The sequence below is a fragment of the Xanthomonas sp. NCPPB 3174 genome, assembly GCF_056725205.1.
This window is the reverse complement of sequence record NZ_CM161517.1, coordinates 3,352,410-3,368,574: the sequence shown is the minus strand read 5'-3', so window position 1 is coordinate 3,368,574 and position 16,165 is coordinate 3,352,410. Positions and strand designations below refer to the sequence as shown.

At 69.3% G+C, this 16,165-nt stretch carries 9 protein-coding genes and 3 pseudogenes; 10 read left to right on the top strand and 2 right to left on the bottom strand.

Annotation, left to right across the window (positions count from 1 at the left end; all coding sequences use genetic code 11):
• Window positions 1-87: 87 nt before the first annotated feature.
• From rbfA to pnp, 4 genes are all read left to right on the top strand, one after another.
• Window positions 88-513 (top strand): 30S ribosome-binding factor RbfA, encoded by a 426-nt coding sequence (gene rbfA / locus AC1PK7_RS14590; protein ID WP_481098603.1) that lies wholly within the window; start codon window positions 88-90, stop codon window positions 511-513.
• 209 nt (window positions 514-722) lie between these two features.
• The gene (gene truB, locus AC1PK7_RS14585) at window positions 723-1,649 is read left to right on the top strand and encodes a tRNA pseudouridine(55) synthase TruB (protein ID WP_010344205.1); all 927 of its coding nucleotides are present in this window, start codon (window positions 723-725) and stop codon (window positions 1,647-1,649) included.
• 203 nt (window positions 1,650-1,852) lie between these two features.
• Complete coding sequence (gene rpsO / locus AC1PK7_RS14580) at window positions 1,853-2,113, top strand: 30S ribosomal protein S15 (protein WP_003467392.1); 261 nt, start codon at window positions 1,853-1,855, stop codon at window positions 2,111-2,113.
• Between the two features lie 164 nt (window positions 2,114-2,277).
• Entirely contained in the window at window positions 2,278-4,386 is a 2,109-nt protein-coding gene (gene pnp / locus AC1PK7_RS14575) for a polyribonucleotide nucleotidyltransferase (RefSeq protein WP_019799235.1), read from the top strand.
• Between the two features lie 363 nt (window positions 4,387-4,749).
• Here pnp and AC1PK7_RS14570 read toward each other — a convergent pair whose 3' ends face one another.
• Together AC1PK7_RS14570 and AC1PK7_RS14565 are read right to left on the bottom strand one after the other, a co-directional pair.
• Complete coding sequence (locus AC1PK7_RS14570; protein ID WP_481098602.1) at window positions 4,750-6,093, bottom strand: sensor domain-containing phosphodiesterase; 1,344 nt, start codon at window positions 6,091-6,093, stop codon at window positions 4,750-4,752.
• Between the two features lie 108 nt (window positions 6,094-6,201).
• Window positions 6,202-6,522: a DUF3175 domain-containing protein gene (locus AC1PK7_RS14565; protein WP_481098601.1), complete on the bottom strand. Its 321-nt coding sequence runs from the start codon at window positions 6,520-6,522 to the stop codon at window positions 6,202-6,204.
• A 541-nt stretch (window positions 6,523-7,063) separates the two neighbouring features.
• Here AC1PK7_RS14565 and AC1PK7_RS14560 point away from each other — a divergent pair.
• The 6 genes and pseudogenes from AC1PK7_RS14560 to AC1PK7_RS14535 all read left to right on the top strand — a co-directional run.
• Window positions 7,064-11,377: pseudogene (locus AC1PK7_RS14560) on the top strand (DEAD/DEAH box helicase); the annotation flags it as partial.
• Between the two features lie 465 nt (window positions 11,378-11,842).
• On the top strand, window positions 11,843-13,510 hold the full coding sequence (locus AC1PK7_RS14555; protein WP_481098600.1) for a methyl-accepting chemotaxis protein: 1,668 nt from the start codon (window positions 11,843-11,845) through the stop codon (window positions 13,508-13,510).
• Window positions 13,434-14,078: pseudogene (locus tag AC1PK7_RS14550) on the top strand (CHASE3 domain-containing protein); the annotation flags it as partial. The gene AC1PK7_RS14555 and the pseudogene AC1PK7_RS14550, both read left to right, overlap by 77 nt.
• A 279-nt stretch (window positions 14,079-14,357) precedes the next feature.
• Window positions 14,358-15,275, top strand: a pseudogene (locus AC1PK7_RS14545) (methyl-accepting chemotaxis protein); the annotation flags it as partial.
• A gap of 11 nt (window positions 15,276-15,286) precedes the next feature.
• Window positions 15,287-15,808, top strand: a complete 522-nt coding sequence (locus tag AC1PK7_RS14540; protein ID WP_420007436.1) for a chemotaxis protein CheW — start codon at window positions 15,287-15,289, stop codon at window positions 15,806-15,808.
• 84 nt (window positions 15,809-15,892) lie between these two features.
• Window positions 15,893-16,075 carry a hypothetical protein gene (locus AC1PK7_RS14535; RefSeq protein WP_010344214.1) on the top strand — a complete coding sequence of 61 codons (183 nt, stop codon included), beginning with the start codon at window positions 15,893-15,895 and terminating at the stop codon, window positions 16,073-16,075.
• Window positions 16,076-16,165 lie beyond the last annotated feature (90 nt).

The following is a 16,165-nucleotide window of genomic DNA, read 5'->3' as shown; positions in this document are numbered from 1 at the left end:
GGGGATTCGTAAAAGCGGTGCGCTATGTGCGTGTCGCTTTTGCGAGTCTCTCCCGATCCGGTCTTTGCAAAAGAGAGAGCTTCAGTCATGCCGACCAAATCCTTTCACCGTACCGATCGCGTGTCCGCGCAGATCCGGCGCGACCTCGGCACGATCGTGCATGCTGCCGTGCGCGATCACGGCCTGCCGTCGGTCAGCGTGTCCGACGTCGAGGTCACCCGCGATCTGGCCCATGCCAAGGTGTTCGTCACCGCGCTGATGCAGGAACGCTCGGCCGAGGCGGTCAAGGGCCTGAAGGAACTGGCGCCGCAACTGCGCAGCGAGCTGGCGCGGGCGATGAAGCTGCGCCACGTGCCCGAACTGCATTTCCACTACGACGATTCGGTCGATCGCGGCGAGCGCATCGACAATCTGCTGCGCGACATGCCTGAACTGCAGCAGGAGCAGGACGACGACGGTCATGCCGCCGCCGCCGCCGCCGCCGACGCCGACACGACGCCGCGCAAGGACTGAGCCCATCGCCGACGCCTCGGCATCGGCGCCACTGTTCCAACGCTGGCGGTCGGGTCCGCCTCGCAGCCGCGATCGCGGCGCTCCTTCATTCGTGCCGCGCCTCGCTGTTTCGCGCGCCTGCGCGTTCTGCCTGTGTCGGTCGCAAGCATCGTGCCGCCGCCGGATCCGCCAATCCCGAATCCCCAATCCCGAATCCCCGCCAGCACCCCATGCCCGTCTTCGGCCCGCGCCTGCCTCGTATCGTCTTCCGTCGCCTCGACGGCATCGTGCTGCTCGACAAGCCGATCGGCATGAGTTCCAACGCGGCGCTGCAGGCGGCGCGGCGGCTGTTCCGTGCGGAGAAGGGCGGTCACACCGGCAGCCTGGATCCGCTCGCCACCGGCCTGCTGCCGCTGTGCTTCGGCGAGGCGACCAAGCTGGCCGGGTTGCTGCTCGGCTCGGCCAAGGCCTACGAGGCGGAGGTCGTGCTCGGCGTCACCACCGACAGCGACGATGCCGAGGGCGCGGTGCTGCGCACCCGCCCGGTGCCCCCGCTGGACGCAGCGACCCTGGAGGCGGCGCTGGCACCGCTGCGCGGGCGCATCCGCCAGCGCGCGCCGATCTACTCGGCGCTCAAGCAGGGCGGCGAACCGCTGTACGTCAAGGCGCGCCGCGGCGAGGCGATCGAGGCGCCCGAGCGCGAGGTCGAGGTGCATGCGATCGACGTGCTCGCGCATGCCGGCGACCGCCTGCGCCTGCACGTGGCCTGCGGGTCCGGCACCTATATCCGCAGCCTGGCCCGCGACTTGGGCGAGGCGCTGGGCTGCGGCGCGCATATCGCTGCGCTGCGGCGGCTGTGGGTGGAACCGTTCCGCAACCCGCAGATGGTCACCCTGGAGCATCTGCAGCACCTGGCCACGCAGGATCCGGCGGCACTGGACGCGCTGGTGCTGCCGCTGGCCGCCGGCCTGGCCGATTTCCCGCCGCTGCGCCTGGAGCATGCTGCGGCGCAGCGCTTCCGCATGGGCCAGCGCCTGCGCGATCCGGCCTGGGCGCCCGGCCTGGCCGCGGTGTTCGACGCCGACGGCGTCCCGCTGGGCCTGGGCCAGGTCGATGCGAGCGGGCTGCTGGCGCCGCAGCGCATGTTCAATCCGTGACCGCAAGACGTCCGCAGCGGACCGTGCCTGACTGTCGTTCAGTCATGACGCTGTCTTAACACCTTGTTCCTCCGCGCCGGGGCCGGTACAATTTCGCGGCCTTTCCGGCACGCTGCGCTCCGGCGCAATCCTTCGCAATCGGCGAGCCAGGCGGTGCGTCCTCTGCACGTTCCTGCCGGCCCCGCATCTCAGAGAAAAACCTCATGTCCATCGACACCCAGAAAGTCATCGAAGAAAACAAGCGCGGCGCTGCCGACACCGGTTCGCCGGAAGTGCAGGTCGCCCTGCTGACCGCCCGCATCGAGCTGCTGACCGGCCACTTCAAGACCCACAAGAAGGATCACCACAGCCGCCGCGGCCTGCTGCAGATGGTCAACCGCCGCCGCAGCCTGCTCGACTATCTGAAGAAGAAGGATGGCGAGCGCTACAAGGCGCTGATCGAGAAGCTCGGCCTGCGTCGCTGAGTCAACGAACCCCACCGCGGCGCAGCGATGCGCCGCGGTTTTGTTTTGGGTAGTACCGTGGCCCGGGGATCGCTCCGCGCCACCGGCCGGATCCTCCCGGCCACCCGCCAGCGGCATGGGCCGTCAGCGGTCCATTTGCAGACAGCATCATCCAAGGAAACCCCGTGGCAAAAATCACCAAAACCTTCCAGTACGGCAAGCACACCGTCACCCTCGAAACCGGCGAGATCGCCCGCCAGGCCGGCGGTGCCGTCATCGTCAAGATGGACGACACCGTACTGCTGGTCACCGCCGTCGCCGCCAAGAGCGCGCGCGAAGGTCAGGACTTCTTCCCGCTGACGGTCGACTATCAGGAGAAGTTCTACGCCGGCGGCCGCATCCCCGGCGGCTTCTTCAAGCGCGAGGGCCGTGCGACCGAGAAGGAGACGCTGATTTCGCGTCTGATCGACCGTCCGATCCGTCCGCTGTTCCCGGAGGACTACAAGAACGAAGTGCAGATCATCGCCACGGTGATGTCGATGAACCCGGACATCGACGGCGACATCGCCGCGCTGATCGGCGCCTCGGCCGCCCTGTCGCTGGCCGGCACCCCGTTCAAGGGCCCGATCGGCGCCGCCAAGGTCGGCTACAAGAACGGCGAATACATCCTCAACCCGACCGTGTCGGACCTGAAGGATTCGCAGCTGGAGCTGGTCGTCGCCGGTACCGCCAACGCGGTGCTGATGGTCGAGTCCGAAGCCGCGCTGCTGTCGGAAGAAGTGATGCTGGGCGCGGTCACCTTCGGCCATCGCGAGATGCAGAAGGTCATCAACGCGATCAACGAGCTGACCGTCGAAGCCGGCACCAAGCCGTCCGACTGGGTCGCCCCGTCCAAGAACGAGGCCATGATCGCCGCGCTGAAGGAAGCCGTCGGCGAGCAGCTGGCCGCCGCGTTCCAGGTGCGCGACAAGCTGCAGCGCCGCGACGCCATCGCCGCGATCAAGAAGGACGTGCTGGCGCAGCTGGCGCCGCGCGCCACCGCCGAGAACTGGGTCGCCGCCGACCTGGCCAAGGAGTTCGGCGAGCTGGAATACCAGACCATGCGCGGTTCGGTGCTGAGCACCAAGGTGCGCATCGACGGCCGTGCGCTGGACACCGTGCGTCCGATCAGCGTGCAGGCCGGCGTGCTGCCGCGTACCCACGGCTCGGCGCTGTTCACCCGCGGCGAGACCCAGGCGATCGTGGTCACCACGCTGGGCACCGCCCGCGATGGCCAGGTGATCGACGCGGTCTCCGGCGAGTACAAGGAAAACTTCCTGTTCCACTACAACTTCCCCCCCTACTCGGTGGGCGAGTGCGGCCGCTTCGGCGCGCCCAAGCGTCGCGAAATCGGCCACGGCCGCCTCGCCAAGCGCGGCGTGCTGGCGGTGATGCCGACCATGGAAGAGTTCCCGTACACCATCCGCGTGGTCTCGGAAATCACCGAATCCAACGGTTCCTCGTCGATGGCCTCGGTCTGTGGTTCGTCGCTGGCGCTGATGGACGCCGGCGTGCCGGTGAAGGCGCCGGTGGCCGGTATCGCCATGGGCCTGGTGAAGGAAGGCAACGACTTCGTGGTGCTGTCGGACATCCTGGGCGATGAAGATCACCTGGGCGACATGGACTTCAAGGTCGCCGGTACCGCCGACGGCGTGTCCGCGCTGCAGATGGACATCAAGATCGAAGGCATCACCGAAGAGATCATGAAGCAGGCCCTGGCGCAGGCCAAGGCCGGCCGCCTGCACATCCTCGGCGAGATGTCCAAGGCGCTGACCACCCCGCGTGCGGAGCTGAGCGACTACGCGCCGCGCCTGCTGACGATCAAGATCCACCCGGACAAGATCCGCGAAGTGATCGGCAAGGGCGGTTCGACCATCCAGGCGATCACCAAGGAAACCGGCACCCAGATCGACATCCAGGACGACGGCACCATCGTCATCGCCTCGGTCAACGCGATCGCCGCGCAGGCGGCCAAGTCGCGCATCGAGCAGATCACCTCGGACGTCGAGCCGGGCCGCATCTACGAAGGCAAGGTCGCCAAGATCATGGACTTCGGCGCGTTCGTGACCATCCTGCCGGGCAAGGACGGCCTGGTGCACGTCTCGCAGATCTCAAGCGAGCGCGTGGAGAAGGTCGGCGACAAGCTGAAGGAAGGCGACGTGGTCAAGGTCAAGGTGCTGGAAGTCGACAAGCAGGGCCGCATCCGCCTGTCGATGAAGGCCGTGGAAGAAGGCGAGGGCGCGTCGGCCGAGTAAGCCGCACGCTGCCAGCGTCGTTCCAGGAAAAAGCGGGCTTCGGCCCGCTTTTTTCTTGCCTGGCGTTTGCGCCGGCGCGACGCGGCGTCAACGCTGACGCCCCACCGCGGCTGAAGCCACTCCTGCACAGGATGATGGAGCGCCTGGCCCGCGGCTCAGCCGAAGCGGTCAGCGATCGCTGGAGAGCGTCTGCAGATACGCTGACAGCGGCCCAGGGTCGGCGAGAGCGGTGCCGTGCGTCTGTAGCGCACGCTTCCGTAGGAGCGGCTTCAGCCGCGACCAGCCCGGCATGATGATCTATTGGGAATGCCTGGGAGGTGATCCCGAACCAGGGACCAGCGCCGCGTCCGCGGTCGACGTTCTTCAGCCGCTGCCGTCGCCAATCGCCGGATAGCGCGCCAGATGCGCAGACAGCGGCCCGGGATGGGCGAGCTGGTAGCCCTGGCCGTAGCGCGCGCCCAGCGCCTGCAGCGTCGCCAGTTCGCTCTCGGTCTCGATGCCTTCGACGACCACGTCCGCATTGGTTTCGGCGGCGAAGGAAAGGATCGCCAGCGCCAGCCGCTGCCGGCGCGGTTCGGCGTCGATGCCGCGGGTCAGGGTCAGATCCAGCTTGATGATGTCCGGCGCCAGGTGCAGCAGGTGGCGCAGGCTGGCGAAGCCGGTGCCGGCATCGTCGAGGGCGATGCGCAGGCCCTGCCGCTGCAGCAGGCCGATGTGTTCGGACAGGCGCGGATAGTCCGGCGCCTGCAATTGCTCGGTGATTTCCAGCACGATCCGCGACAGGTCGTGGCCGTGCAGCAGCGCCTGCAACTGCGGATGCAGCAGCGTCTGCGCGGACACGTTGATCGCCAGGTACAGCGGCGCCGGCAACTGCGCCAGAAGCTCCAGCGCCTGGCGCGCGGCGGCCAGTTCCAGGTCCAGCGCCAGCCCGACCCGGCTGGCGTCGTCGAACCAGCGCAGCGGCGGCAGGGCCGGATTGGCCGGAAAGCGCGACAGCGCCTCCACGCCGACGATGCGCTGCGAGGTCAGCGCCAGTACCGGCTGGGTGACGATCTGCAGGCGTGCACCGGCGATGGTCTCGCGGATGCGGGTGGCGATCGCCGCCTTCTCGCGGAAGGCATGCTTTTCCACGTCCTGGCGGCGCGCGATGTCGGTCTGCAGCGCGGCGCGGTCCATCGCCAGCGCCAGCGTGGCCCCGACCAGGGTCGCCAGCAGTTCCAGCGTGCGCACGTCCTGCGCGCTGTAGGCGTTGGGTTGCGGCGCCAGCACCTTGAGTACGCCGATGCTGCGGTCGCCGTAGCGCAGCGGCACCACCAGCATCGAGCGCAGGCCGATGCGGCGGCAGGCCTCGCGGTCCACGCGCGGATCGATTTCCGAATCGTCGCAGCGCAATACCTGGCCGCTGCGCATGCACAGGCCGGACAGGCTGCCGTTGCTGGGCAGGCGCAGGCCAAGGTGGCGCTCGGCGACGCCGCTGGCCGACCAGTACAGCATGTCGTTGCCGTCGCACATTTCCACCACCGCGCCGTTGGAGCGGGTCAGCTCCTGTGCGCGGCGGGTGACCACGTCGACCACCTGCAGCGGATCGCCGCCGGCCGCGGCGATCTCGCCCTGCGCCAGGATGATGCGCGACAGCAGCGCCGCGTCGTCCTGCGTCGCGGCGGCAGTGTGCTGGATGAGGTCCGAGATGTCGGATGCCTTGGCCATGTCCGCATCATGTGGCACTGCGTTGGAGGACGGCAATCGGGCGGCACGCGCCTCGCGTAGGCAGCGTGCGGAACTGCTCGCTCCATCACGCTGCGCGCGTGCCTGCGCTCAATCGCTGGCGCCATCCTTGCGCGGCTTGCCGTACAGGCTGCGCAGCTCGTCCTTGGCCTGCTCCAGGATCTTGCGGCGCTGCTCCGGCAACTGATCGCCGGCGCGATTGATGTAGAAGGTCAGCATCGACATGGCCGAGCGATACGGACCGGTGCGGCGGCGTGCGTGCAGGTCGGCCGACTGCTTGAGCGCGCGTGCGATCGCGGCCGGGTCGTTGCCTTCGAACACGTTCGGCGAAACGCCGAGCGACGGTTGCGCGTCGCTGCCGCGGCGCTGGCCGAGGTCGTTGCTGGAGAGGGACTGGCTGCTCTGTGCCATTGGTGATGCTCCTTGGCGATGGCGATGGAAAGGGACAAGGCATGCGCGATCCGGCAGGGCCGGACCCGATGGCGGATGCCGCCGCCATCGCTGCCGCGCGCCGCAAGGCGACGACAGATCGACATCGAAGGGAAGGAGGCGGAGGCGACGCGAACACGCGCCGCCGCGATCGCGTGTGCGGGGTGTGGAGCGTCCCGCGCGCGCGATGGGCGATGCCGTTGTTCGTTGGTGTTGCCGTGCCGCATTCCGTTCCCAGAAGCGAAGCTCGTGCGTCATGCGCAAACGCTAGGCCGGGATACGTGATGCCGTCGACAACATAACCGCGCTCTGCGGAGCGAGTGGTAGACATTATGTCGTTCGATGAACGCTTAATAGAAAAGCCCGTAAAAACAGCGCTCGCGTGTGAATGCGCTTGATTGCCCAGATAACGTCACCATTTTCTTTGTCGAGCCGCTGGCGCGAGACATTCGCGTGGACAATATGCAGCGGTGGCATCGTCGGCTCGCCCCGCATGCGTTGCGGCGGTGGCCCAGGAGATCGCATGTCGTTGGCGCAAACGCGCTTCCATCCCGCCGTGGCACGCTGGTTCGAGCAGCGTTTCGCTGCGCCCACGCCGGCGCAGGAACAGGCGTGGCCGGCGATCCAGGCCGGTCGGCATACGTTGGTGGCTGCGCCGACCGGCTCCGGCAAGACCCTCACTGCATTTCTCGCTGCGCTGGATGCGCTGGTGCGCGAAGGCCTGCGTGAAGGTGGCCTGCCCGACCGCACCCAGGTGCTGTACGTATCGCCACTGAAAGCGCTTTCAAACGATATCCAGCTCAATCTCGAGGCGCCGCTGCAGGGCATCCGCGCCGAACTGGCGGCGCTGGGTTTGCCGGATGTGTCCATTCGCACCGCGGTGCGCACCGGCGACACGCCGCAGCGCGAGCGTGCGCAGGCGCGGCGGCGCCCACCGCACGTGCTGGTGACCACGCCGGAGTCGCTGTACGTGCTGCTTGGCTCGGTGTCCGGACGCGAGACGCTGCGCCACGTGCGCACGGTGATCGTCGACGAGATCCACGCGCTGGCGGCGAACAAGCGCGGCAGCCACCTGGCGCTGTCGCTGCAGCGCCTGCAGCAGCTGTGCGAGGTACCGCCGCTGCGCATCGGCCTTTCGGCGACGCAGAAGCCGATCGAGGCGGTCGCGCGTTTCCTGGTCGGCAGCGCCGCGGTGCACGACGGCGTTGCCGACTGCGCCATCGTCGACATCGGCTATGCGCGCGCCCGCGACCTGGCGCTGGAGGTGCCGCCGACGCCGCTCAGCGCGACCATGTCCGCCGACCAGTGGCAGCAGGTGTATACGCGCCTGTCCGAGCTGGTGCGCGCGCACCGCACCACCCTGGTGTTCGTCAACACCCGGCGCATGGCCGAGCGCACCGCCCGGCACCTCGGCGAACTGCTCGGCACGCAGGCGGTGGCGGCGCATCACGGCAGCCTGGCGCGCGAGACCCGGCTGCTCGCCGAGCGTCGGCTCAAGGCCGGCGAATTGCAGGTGCTGGTGGCCACGGCGTCGCTGGAACTGGGGCTGGATATCGGCGACGTCGACCTGGTCTGCCAGCTCGGCTCGCCGCGCTCCATCGCCGCGTTCCTGCAGCGTGCCGGCCGCTCCGGACATGCGGTGGGCGGCACGCCGAAGGCGCGGCTGTTCCCGCAGTCGCGCGACGACCTGGTCGAGTGCGCGGCCTTGCTGGATTGCGTGCGTCGCGGCGAACTGGATGCGCTGCGCATGCTCGATGCGCCGTTGGACGTGCTCGCCCAGCAACTGGTGGCCGAGGTCGCCTGCCAGGAGTGGGAAGAAGACACGCTGTACGCCCTGGTGCGTGGCGCCTGGCCGTATGCGGCGCTGCCGCGCGCGCAGTTCGACGCGGTGCTGCGCATGCTCAGCGAAGGCTTCAGCACGCGCCTGGGGCCGCGCGCCGGCTACCTGCATCGCGATGCGGTGCATCGCCGCGTGCGCCAGCGCCGCGGTGCGCGGATGGCCGCGCTCACTTCCGGCGGCACCATTCCCGAGACTGGCGACTACAGCGTGGTGTTGGAGCCGCAGGCGCAGACCATCGGCACGGTCAACGAGGATTTCGCGGTGGAGAGCCTGGGCGGCGACGTGTTCCAGCTCGGCAACGCCAGCTACCGCATCCTGCGCGTGGAAGCGGGGCGGGTGCGGGTGGAGGACGCGCGCGGCGCGCCGCCCAATATCCCGTTCTGGATCGGCGAAGCGCCCGGGCGCAGCGACGCGCTGTCGCTGGGCGTGTCGCGGCTGCGTGCCGAACTCGAACAGGCGCTGCAGCAGGGCGGGGCGACCCAGGCGCTGCAGTGGCTGTGTGGTCCGCTGGCGCTGGACGCGGCCGCTGCGCAGCAGATCGTCGATTACCTGGGCCGCGCGCATGCGGCGCTGGGCGCCTTGCCGACCCAGCAATGCATCGTGCTGGAACGCTTTTTCGATGCCACCGGCGGCACCCAGCTGGTGATCCACAGCGTCTACGGCAGCCGCATCAACCGCGCCTGGGGCCTGGCCCTGCGCAAGCGCTTCTGCCGTACCTTCAATTTCGAACTGCAGGCGGCGGCGACCGAGGACGCGATCGTGCTGTCGCTGTCGACCCGGCACAGCTTCGCCCTGGACGAGGTGGCGCGTTACCTGCGCGCCGCCTCGGCGCTGGACGTGCTGGTGCAGGCGCTGCTGGACGCGCCGTTGTTCGGCGTGCGCTGGCGTTGGAACGCCACCAACGCGCTGGCGCTGCCGCGCTTCACCGGCGGGCGCAAGGTCGCGCCGCAACTGCAGCGGATGAAGTCCGAGGACTTGCTGGCCACGGTGTTCCCCGACCAGGTGGCCTGCGCGGAGAACCTGGTCGGCGAGCGCGAGATTCCCGAGCATCCGCTGGTGGCGCAGACCCTGCGCGATTGCCTGGACGAGGCGATGGACAGCGCCGGTTGGCTGCAGCTGCTGCACGGCATCGAGGCCGGCGCCGTGCGCGTGCTGGCGCGCGAGCTGACCGCGCCATCGCCGCTGGCGGCCGAGGCCCTGGAGGCGCGGCCCTACGCCTTCCTCGACGACGCACCGCTGGAGGAACGACGGACCCAGGCGGTGCAGAACCGCCGCTACCAGGATCCGGACAGCGCCGACGATCTCGGCCAGTTGGACCCGCAAGCGATCGCCGCGGTGCGCGAGGAGGCCTGGCCGCAGCCGCGCAGCCGCGACGAGATGCACGAAGCGCTGCTCACGCTCGGCGTGGTGAGCGCGGACGAAGCCGCCACGCAGCCGCAGTGGCGGCAGTGGCTGGAGGAACTGGCCGCCGACGCGCGCGCCACCTGCCTGCACGGCGTCGACGGCGCCACGGCGGCGCTGTGGGTGGCGGCCGAGGCGCTGGCGGCGGTGGCGCCGCTGTACCCGCAGGCCAGTGCGCAGCCGGCCATCGCCGTTCCCGCGGGCTATGCGGTCGACGACTGGGACCGCGACAGCGCGGTGCGCGAACTGCTGCGCTGGCGCCTGGCGGGGCTGGGGCCGGTCACCGCGGCGGCGCTGACAGCGCCACTGCAGCTGCCGCTGCGCGAGGTGCAGGCGGGATTGCTGGCGCTGCAGCAGGATGGCTATGTGTTGGGCGGGCGCTTCAGCGCCGATGCCGACGCCGAGGAATGGTGCGAGCGCCATCTGCTGGCGCGCATCCACCGCTACACCCTTGGCCGCCTGCGCCGCGAGATCGAGCCGGTGGCGCCGCGCGACTACGCGCGCTTCCTGTTCCGCTGGCAGCATCTGGACGCGGAGGGGCAGGTCGCCGGCGCCGAGGCCCTGGGCGCGGTACTGGCACAGTTGGAGGGCGTGGAGGTCGCGGCGCCGCTGTGGGAGGCGGAGCTGTTGCCGGCGCGGGTGCGCGACTACCGCCCGGCGTGGCTGGACGAGGCCTGCAGCGCCGGCCGCACGCTGTGGACGCGGCTGCGCCCCGGCGCCGGTGGTGCGGCGCCGACCTTGCGCAGCACGCCGATCCTGCTGCTGCCGCGGCGCAGCGCCGGCCACTGGTCGCGGCTGTCGCCAGCGCCGGAAGCCGGCGCGCTGGGCTCGCGCGCGCGCAAGGTGGCCGACCATCTCGAGGCGCACGGCGCCTCGTTCTTCGACGAGATCGCCGAGGCGACGCGCCTGCTGTCCACCGAACTGGAGGCGGCGCTGGCCGAGCTGGTCGCCGCAGGCCGGGTCCATTGCGACAGCTACGCTGGCCTGCGCGCTCTGCTGGTGCCGCCCTCGAAGCGTCCCTCGGCGCTGTCGCGGCGGCGGCCGCGCATGGCGCTGTACGGCGGCATCCAGGACGCCGGACGCTGGGCGGTGCTGCGTGCCGACACCGAGGCCGACGACCCGGCCGCACGCAGCGAGGCGGTCGAGCACGTCGCGCGGACCCTGCTGCGCCGCTACGGTGTGGTCTGCTGGCGCCTGCTTGAGCGCGAGGCGGCGTGGCTGCCGCCATGGCGCGAACTGCTGCGCGTCTACCATCGGCTGGAGGCGCGCGGCGAGATCCGCGGTGGGCGCTTCATCGACGGCCTGTCCGGCGAACAGTTCGCCCTGCCCGAGGCGATCGGCCTGCTGCGGCAGATCCGCCGCCAGCCCGGTGACGGCCAGTGGCTGTGCGTGGCCGCCGCCGATCCGGCCAATCTGCTCGGCAGCGTGTTGCCCGGCACGCGGGTGCCACGGGTGGCGGGTGCGCGCGTGCTGTACCGCGATGGCGTGCCGATGGCGAGCTGGGTCGGCGAGCGCTTCGAGCCGCTGCAGGACATGAATGCCGAGGAGCATGCGCATGCGCAGCGGCTGTTGCGCGGTGGCGCTGCCGCGGAACGGCGCACGCTTGTGGCGCCACAGATGGCGTGAAGGCAATGCGCCGCGCCCGCCCGCCGCCATTGTGCTTGTGACATATCGGCGCCGCTTTCACATTCTGTCTACAAATTAAAGGGGTTGGTATCCCACTTTGGCTCCGGTGCAAAACCGGGGTGTTCTGCCATTGCAGAACAAGTGCGGCATCGGTGCGGTGCGAGCCGCGCCTGCTCCGCTGCGCGTCGAGCACCGCAGCGCAACGCCTCTTGCGCATTCACGAATGTCGCGAAAGCGCTTGTCTTATGCGGGATTCCGCAATTTTCACGCGATTTAAAGGCGCCCTCGATTGCGCCGATAGCCCTCACGCATGACGTTGCAGCGCAGCGTTCCTCTGGCGACTTCAGCCAGAGGCATCGCTCCGCGAGGCGCCGCGACACGCAGCCGGACGCATCGCCCGGCGCAGGCGGACACACACAAATCGGGGTACACACCATGTTGGGCAATATGAAAATCGGGGTCAGGCTGACGGCGGCATTCCTGATCGTGGCGGCGATCGGCGCCTGCATCGGCTGGGTCGGCATCCGCAACTCGGGCCGGATCAACGACTACGCCACCGCGCTGTACGAGCGCGAGCTGCTCGGCCTGTCGCACCTGAAAGAGGCCAACATCAATCTGATCAATGCCGGCCGCGCGCGTGCCAACCTGCAGTTGGCCAGCACCGCGGAAGACCGCGCCAAGCATGTCGCCAGCCTCGACAAGTACACCGCCAAGGTGGTCGAGCACATGGACAAGGCCAAGACGTCGCTGGACGAGCCAGCGACGCAAGCCAAGCTGGCGCGCTTCGACCAGGTGTGGAAGACCTACCTGGAGCGACGCGGCCAGTTCGTCGAGTCGGTGATGCGCGAGCCGCTGCCGGAAGGCAACGCGCAGCTGGCGGAACTGTCCAAGAGCGTGCGCAGCAGCTCCGACGAACTGGATGCGCTGATGTCGGAACTGAGCGAGATCAAGGAGGCCAATGCCTCCAAGGCCAACGACGCCACCGACGAAATCTATGCCAGCAGCACCCGCACCATGCTCGCCATTGTGATCGGCGGCGTGCTGCTCGGCGTGGGCCTGGGCGTGTTCATCAGCCGCAGCGTGACCCGGCCGATCGGCAAAGCGGTCAGCGTGGCCAATGCGCTGTCCGAGGGCGACCTGAGCATGTCGATCGATGTGCGCGGCCGCGACGAGACCGCGCAGTTGCTGCTGGCGATGCAGCGCATGGTCGAGAAACTGCAGCAGGTGGTCGGCGAGGTCAACGCCAGTGCGCAGAGCCTGGCTGGCGCGTCGGAGGAAGTCAGCGCCACCGCGCAGTCGCTGAGCCAGGCCTCGACCGAGCAGGCGGCCAGCGTCGAAGAGACCAGCGCCTCGCTGGAGCAGATGACCGCCTCGATCGCGCAGAACACCGACAACGCCAAGGTCACCGACGGCATGGCCGCGCAGGCGGCCCGCGAGACCCTGGAAGGCGGCGAGGCGGTGGTGGCCACGGTGGCGGCGATGAAGCAGATCGCGCACAAGATCGGCATCATCGACGACATCGCCTACCAGACCAACCTGTTGGCGTTGAATGCGGCGATCGAGGCCGCGCGCGCCGGCGAGCACGGCAAGGGCTTTGCGGTGGTCGCCGCGGAAGTGCGCAAGCTGGCCGAGCGCAGCCAGGTCGCCGCGCAGGAGATCGGCGAGGTCGCCGGTTCCAGCGTGGAGCTGGCCGAGCGCGCCGGGCACTTGCTGGAGACCATCGTGCCGAGCATCAAGAAGACCTCGGACCTGGTGCAGGAAATCGCTGCCGCTTCGCAGGAGCAGTCCTCCGGCGTCACCCAGATCAATGTGGCGGTGGTGCAGCTGAGCCAGATCACCCAGCAGAACGCCACCGCCTCCGAAGAGTTGGCCGCCACCGCCGAATCGATGAGCACGCAGGCCGTGCAGTTGCAGGAAAGCATGGCCTTCTTCCAGTTGTCCGCCGCCGCGCGCCGCGCCACGCAGACGCTGGACGAAAGCGAAGCGCCGCTGCCGCTGCGCGCTGCCGGTTCGCGCTGGGCGCCGCGTGCCACCTCCGCTGCCGCGCGCCGTCCCGGTGCAGGCAATCGCGACCGCAGCGAAGCGCTGCTGGGCCGCGCCTGATCCATTCCCTGGCGGCGCCGGTTGCGCCGCCAGTTCCGTGTCGCTGTCGTTGTCACAACTGCCCCATTGTCGGGAGAGTGCCGTGCTGAAGAATCTCAAGATCGCCACCAAACTCTACGGCGGTTTCGCCGTGGTCCTGTGCATCCTGCTGGCGTTGGCCGGCGTGGCCTACTTCAACGTGTCCGCGTTGTCGCAAGCCAATTACTGGAACACCCACACCTACAAGGTGATCGCCGAAGTCGATGCTGCGCTGAGCAGCCTGATCAACATCGAGACCGGCACGCGCGGCTTCTCGCTGACCGGCGAGGACGCGTTCCTGCAGCCCTACCGCGACGGCGTCGCCAGCTTCGACAGCCACCTGCGCACCGCCCAGGAACTGACCGCGGACAATCCCAAGCAGCAGGAGCGTCTGAATGCGCTGAAGCAGACCCAGGCGCAATGGCTCAGCCAGGCGGTGCATCCGCAGATCGCGCTGCGCAAGGACGTCAACCAGGGCCAGGCGACGATGGAGGCCTTGGCCGCCTCGGTGCGCGCTTCCAAGGGCAAGGCCTACATGGACGCGATGCGCGACCGCATGGCCGAAGTGCGCCGCGCCGAGAGCGAGTTGCTGGCCGTGCGCGCGGCCGAGGCCGAGCAACTGCAGCAGCGCACCAACCTCACCCTGATCGTCGGCAGCCTGATCGCGGCGCTGTGCGCGTCGGCGATCGGTTTCCTGATCGCGCGGTCGCTGATGAGCGAACTCGGCGGCGAGCCGAGCACGGTGATGGAAGTGGCCTCGCGGATCGCCCGCGGCGATCTCACCGTGCAGGTGCCGACCCGCCCCAACGACAGCACCAGCGCGATGGTGGCGCTGCAGACGATGGTCGAGCGCCTGGCGGACGTGGTGGGCGAGGTCAATGCCAGTGCGCAGTCGCTGGCCGGTTCGTCCGAGGAAGTCAGCGCCACCGCGCAGTCGCTGAGCCAGGCCGCCACCGAGCAGGCCTCGGGCGTGGAGGAAACCAGCGCGTCGCTGGAGCAGATGACCGCGTCCATCGCGCAGAACACCGACAATGCCAAGGTCACCGAGGGCATGTCGGCGCAGGCGGCCAAGGAAGCGGTGGAGGGTGGTGAGGCGGTACTGGCCTCGACCCATGCGATGAAGCAGATCGCGCAGAAGATCAGCATCATCGACGACATCGCCTACCAGACCAATCTGCTGGCGTTGAACGCGGCGATCGAGGCCGCGCGCGCTGGCGAGCACGGCAAGGGTTTCGCCGTGGTCGCCGCGGAAGTGCGCAAGCTGGCCGAGCGCAGCCAGGTCGCTGCGCAGGAGATCGGCGAAGTCGCCGCCAGCAGCGTGGGCCTGGCCGATCGCGCCGGCAACCTGCTCGGCACCATCGTGCCCAGCATCAAGAAGACCTCGGATCTGGTGCAGGAGATCGCCTCGGCCTCGCAGGAGCAGTCCTCCGGCGTCACCCAGATCAACCTGGCGGTGTCCCAGCTCAGCCAGGCCACGCAGCAGAACGCCGCGGCCTCCGAGCAACTGGCGGCGACCGCCGAACAGATGAGCACCCAGGCCGAATCGTTGCAGCAGGCGATGGGCTTCTTCCGCCTCAACCGCGAACAGGACCTGGCCGCGCCACGCCGCGCTGCGCCGGTGACGCCCAGGCCGGCCGCCACCCGGCCGCTGCGCAACGCCGGCAAGGGCCTGCGCCCGCGCGCGCGGCCGGTTCCGGCCTACGCGCTGGCGGATGCGCCGGACGAAGGCCAGTTCGTCAACTTCTGAAGGGGAACACCATGCACAACGATCGCTACGAGAGCGCGGCCGCGGACTCGCCGCATGGCGGCTGCCAGTTCCTGACCTTCCAGCTGGATCGCGAGCTGTTCGGGCTCAATATCGCCGGCATCCACGAGATCATCGAGTACCGCACGCCGACCCCGGTGCCGACCATGCCGGCCTGCGTGCGCGGGGTGATCAACCTGCGTGGGGCGGTGGTGCCGGTAGTGGACCTGCAGTCGCGGCTCGGCCGCGCGCCCAGCCAGGTCACCCGGCGCAGTTGCATCGTCATCGCCACCGCCGCCACCGACGAGGGCGGCGGCGCGCAGTCCTTCGGCCTGCTGGTGGACGCGGTCAACGAGGTGCTGGAACTGCCGCCGCAGCAGATCGAGGCGCCGCCGGCCTTCGGCAGCGATATCCGCCGCGACCTGCTGCAGGGCATGGGCAAGCTGGAGGATCGGCTGGTGATCCTGCTGGACCGGGCGCGGCTGCTGCGCAGCGACGACATCGTCGAGGCCGGCACAGCGGCGCTGGCGGCGTGACGCCCGCCACGCCGTGATCCATGCATCACGGCGGCCTCGTTAGGGTGGCCTGAAACGGGCATCCGCCCCAGCGAGGTGCAGACCATGGCAAAAGACGAAACCACCCAGTCCGGCAAGCAGCAGGGCATCCACGAGGGCCGGCAGGACCGTGCCCAGGACGACACCGCCAAGCAGCGGCCCGGCCTGGAAGACCAGAAGCTGCGCGAGGCGCACGAGCGCGGCCCGCGTTCCGGCCAGGATGAGCCGGGGCAGGGCGCGCAGGACTGAGCGAAGTGGCGGCGGGAGCGCAGTGCTCCCGCTTCCCGTCCGTCAGGACGAAGGCTCGGGATTCCCGGCCACACGACGCATGGCCGACGC

Excerpts from the sequence above, each read along its gene's own strand:
- rbfA (WP_481098603.1), top strand. The coding sequence starts at position 88 with ATGCCGACCAAATCCTTTCACCGTACCGATCGCGTGTCCGCGCAGATC.
- truB (WP_010344205.1), top strand. The coding sequence starts at position 723 with ATGCCCGTCTTCGGCCCGCGCCTGCCTCGTATCGTCTTCCGTCGCCTC.
- rpsO (WP_003467392.1), top strand. The coding sequence starts at position 1,853 with ATGTCCATCGACACCCAGAAAGTCATCGAAGAAAACAAGCGCGGCGCT.
- AC1PK7_RS14570 (WP_481098602.1), bottom strand. The coding sequence starts at position 6,093 with ATGGCCAAGGCATCCGACATCTCGGACCTCATCCAGCACACTGCCGCC.
- AC1PK7_RS14565 (WP_481098601.1), bottom strand. The coding sequence starts at position 6,522 with ATGGCACAGAGCAGCCAGTCCCTCTCCAGCAACGACCTCGGCCAGCGC.
- AC1PK7_RS14555 (WP_481098600.1), top strand. The coding sequence starts at position 11,843 with ATGTTGGGCAATATGAAAATCGGGGTCAGGCTGACGGCGGCATTCCTG.
- AC1PK7_RS14540 (WP_420007436.1), top strand. The coding sequence starts at position 15,287 with ATGCACAACGATCGCTACGAGAGCGCGGCCGCGGACTCGCCGCATGGC.
- AC1PK7_RS14535 (WP_010344214.1), top strand. The coding sequence starts at position 15,893 with ATGGCAAAAGACGAAACCACCCAGTCCGGCAAGCAGCAGGGCATCCAC.